This is a genomic window from Kingella pumchi (assembly GCF_022288825.1).
Classification (GTDB): Bacteria; Pseudomonadota; Gammaproteobacteria; order Burkholderiales; family Neisseriaceae; genus Kingella_D; species Kingella_D pumchi.
Map to the genome: position 1 here is coordinate 303 of NZ_JAKOOW010000015.1, position 656 is coordinate 958.

Annotated in this window: 1 protein-coding gene; it reads left to right on the forward strand. The window is 41.9% G+C overall.

The annotated features are described in order from the left end of the window. Positions 1-41: 41 nt before the first annotated feature. A partial coding sequence (locus MB824_RS03905; protein ID WP_238746158.1) for a hypothetical protein occupies positions 42-656 on the forward strand: 615 nt, incomplete at its 3' end.

Consider the following 656-nt stretch of genomic DNA (forward strand, 5'->3'; position numbering starts at 1 on the left):
CTGTTTGTAGGCTAATGGGCAAAGAAAGTCAAGGGGTAAAAATGAAAATGCAAGAGAAGATTAGGCTGCTGCTGGCGGTTGTGATGGCTGTTGTGTCGTTTGAAGCAGGAGCAGCATTTATTCCTAAAGAAGATATTTCCGTTGTATCTGATACTTCGGGTATGTATGACTGGTCTTTAAATAGGTATGTTGTATATAAGACCAAAGATAATAGATATTTTGTCGGTTTGGATAATCTTTTTTGTAAGGGGGATTGCAAAAATGGTGGAGTAAATGGGATAGATACAGACGCTATTTCTACTCATAAAACCGCTAAAGAAGCATTGGAAAAAAATAAGCCAAGTGGAGTAGGTAGATGTGATTATCAAAAATTAGTGTGTTACCAAAACTCCGGCCACGAAGAAGACAAACCCGAAGAGCAACCCAAAAATTCCAAAGAAGAGCCCCCCAGCCCTACACCCCCAAAAACCAACGACAAAGCCTGCGGCCGCAACGTAAACGGCAAATGGGTTTCCGAGCCCTGTAAGCCCAATACTGATCAGCCCAAAGGCAAAATCAAATACAACGACCAGCCGGGCGAATTTACTGTTACTTTTTCTAATGAGCATCCGTCAAACGAACATCAAGGCGGTTCGCAAAAGTTTACTTTTAAAGGC